This is a genomic window from Rahnella sp. CJA17(1/100), assembly GCF_963881615.1.
Taxonomy (GTDB): domain Bacteria; phylum Pseudomonadota; class Gammaproteobacteria; order Enterobacterales; family Enterobacteriaceae; genus Rahnella; species Rahnella aceris.
Map to the genome: position 1 here is coordinate 1 of NZ_CAWOJA010000034.1, position 3,068 is coordinate 3,068.

At 52.4% G+C, this 3,068-nt stretch carries 1 rRNA gene; it reads left to right on the top strand.

Annotated features, from left to right (window positions below):
* The first annotated feature begins 68 nt into the window (after window positions 1-68).
* A 23S ribosomal RNA gene (locus tag AACU55_RS16720) occupies window positions 69-2,976 on the top strand.
* Window positions 2,977-3,068 lie beyond the last annotated feature (92 nt).

The following is a 3,068-nucleotide window of genomic DNA, read 5'->3' on the forward strand; positions in this document are numbered from 1 at the left end:
TGGATTAGTCTGTAACAGAGTCTCTCAAATAATCGCAGCGCGATGGTGGAAACACCTTCGGGTTGTGAGGTTAAGCGACTAAGCGTACACGGTGGATGCCTAGGCAGTCAGAGGCGATGAAGGGCGTGCTAATCTGCGAAAAGCGTCGGTAAGGTGATATGAACCGTTATACCCGACGATACCCGAATGGGGAAACCCAGTGTGTTTCGACACATTATCATTACATGAATACATAGTGTAATGAGGCGAACCGGGGGAACTGAAACATCTAAGTACCCCGAGGAAAAGAAATCAACCGAGATTCCCCCAGTAGCGGCGAGCGAACGGGGAAGAGCCCAGAACCAGCATCAGTTTGTGTGTTAGTGGAAGCGTCTGGAAAGTCGCACGGTACAGGGTGATAGTCCCGTACACAAAAATGCACAAGTTGTGAGTTCGATGAGTAGGGCGGGACACGTGACATCCTGTCTGAATATGGGGGGACCATCCTCCAAGGCTAAATACTCCTGACTGACCGATAGTGAACCAGTACCGTGAGGGAAAGGCGAAAAGAACCCCGGCGAGGGGAGTGAAATAGAACCTGAAACCGTGTACGTACAAGCAGTGGGAGCCTACTTGTTAGGTGACTGCGTACCTTTTGTATAATGGGTCAGCGACTTATATTTTGTAGCAAGGTTAACCGAATAGGGGAGCCGTAGGGAAACCGAGTCTTAACTGGGCGTCAAGTTGCAAGGTATAGACCCGAAACCCGGTGATCTAGCCATGGGCAGGTTGAAGGTTGGGTAACACTAACTGGAGGACCGAACCGACTAATGTTGAAAAATTAGCGGATGACTTGTGGCTGGGGGTGAAAGGCCAATCAAACCGGGAGATAGCTGGTTCTCCCCGAAAGCTATTTAGGTAGCGCCTCGTGAACTCATCTTCGGGGGTAGAGCACTGTTTCGACTAGGGGGCCATCCCGGCTTACCAACTCGATGCAAACTACGAATACCGAAGAATGTTATCACGGGAGACACACGGCGGGTGCTAACGTCCGTCGTGAAGAGGGAAACAACCCAGACCGCCAGCTAAGGTCCCAAAGTCATGGTTAAGTGGGAAACGATGTGGGAAGGCATAGACAGCCAGGATGTTGGCTTAGAAGCAGCCATCATTTAAAGAAAGCGTAATAGCTCACTGGTCGAGTCGGCCTGCGCGGAAGATGTAACGGGGCTAAACCATGCACCGAAGCTGCGGCAGCGACGCTTAGGCGTTGTTGGGTAGGGGAGCGTTCTGTAAGCCGTCGAAGGTGAACTGTGAGGTTTGCTGGAGGTATCAGAAGTGCGAATGCTGACATAAGTAACGATAATGCGGGTGAAAAACCCGCACGCCGGAAGACCAAGGGTTCCTGTCCAACGTTAATCGGGGCAGGGTGAGTCGACCCCTAAGGCGAGGCTGAAAAGCGTAGTCGATGGGAAGCAGGTTAATATTCCTGCACTTGGTGTTACTGCGAAGGGGGGACGGAGAAGGCTAGGCTGGCCGGGCGACGGTTGTCCCGGTTCAAGCGTGTAGGGGGTGTGACCTGGTAAATCCGGTTGCATATCAACCCTGAGGCGTGATAACGAGCCACTACGGTGGTGAAGTAGCTGATGCCATGCTTCCAGGAAAAGCCTCTAAGCTCCAGGTAACACGAAATCGTACCCCAAACCGACACAGGTGGTCAGGTAGAGAATACTCAGGCGCTTGAGAGAACTCGGGTGAAGGAACTAGGCAAAATGGTGCCGTAACTTCGGGAGAAGGCACGCTGGCGCGTAGGTGAAGGGACTTGCTCCCGGAGCTGAAGCCAGTCGAAGATACCAGCTGGCTGCAACTGTTTAATAAAAACACAGCACTGTGCAAACACGAAAGTGGACGTATACGGTGTGACGCCTGCCCGGTGCCGGAAGGTTAATTGATGGGGTCAGCCGCAAGGCGAAGCTCTTGATCGAAGCCCCGGTAAACGGCGGCCGTAACTATAACGGTCCTAAGGTAGCGAAATTCCTTGTCGGGTAAGTTCCGACCTGCACGAATGGCGTAATGATGGCCAGGCTGTCTCCACCCGAGACTCAGTGAAATTGAACTCGCTGTGAAGATGCAGTGTACCCGCGGCAAGACGGAAAGACCCCGTGAACCTTTACTATAGCTTGACACTGAACATTGAGCCTTGATGTGTAGGATAGGTGGGAGGCTTTGAAGCGTGGACGCCAGTCTGCGTGGAGCCAACCTTGAAATACCACCCTTTAATGTTTGATGTTCTAACTCGGCCCCGTGATCCGGGGTGAGGACAGTGTCTGGTGGGTAGTTTGACTGGGGCGGTCTCCTCCTAAAGAGTAACGGAGGAGCACGAAGGTTAGCTAATCACGGTCGGACATCGTGAGGTTAGTGCAATGGCATAAGCTAGCTTGACTGCGAGAGTGACGGCTCGAGCAGGTACGAAAGTAGGTCATAGTGATCCGGTGGTTCTGAATGGAAGGGCCATCGCTCAACGGATAAAAGGTACTCCGGGGATAACAGGCTGATACCGCCCAAGAGTTCATATCGACGGCGGTGTTTGGCACCTCGATGTCGGCTCATCACATCCTGGGGCTGAAGTAGGTCCCAAGGGTATGGCTGTTCGCCATTTAAAGTGGTACGCGAGCTGGGTTTAGAACGTCGTGAGACAGTTCGGTCCCTATCTGCCGTGGGCGTTGGAAGATTGAGAGGGGCTGCTCCTAGTACGAGAGGACCGGAGTGGACGCATCACTGGTGTTCGGGTTGTCATGCCAATGGCATTGCCCGGTAGCTAAATGCGGAAAAGATAAGCGCTGAAAGCATCTAAGCGCGAAACTTGCCTCGAGATGAGTCTTCCCTGTGGCTTTAAGCCACCTGAAGGGACGTTTAAGACTAAGACGTTGATAGGCTGGGTGTGTAAGTGCAGCGATGCATTGAGCTAACCAGTACTAATGACCCGAGAGGCTTAACCTTACAACACCAAAGGTGTTTTTAGAGACTTGAAGTAGATTTTCAGCTGAAGTTCCGAGATTGGTTCGTAGTGCAAGCCTGATTTAAGGTGAGCG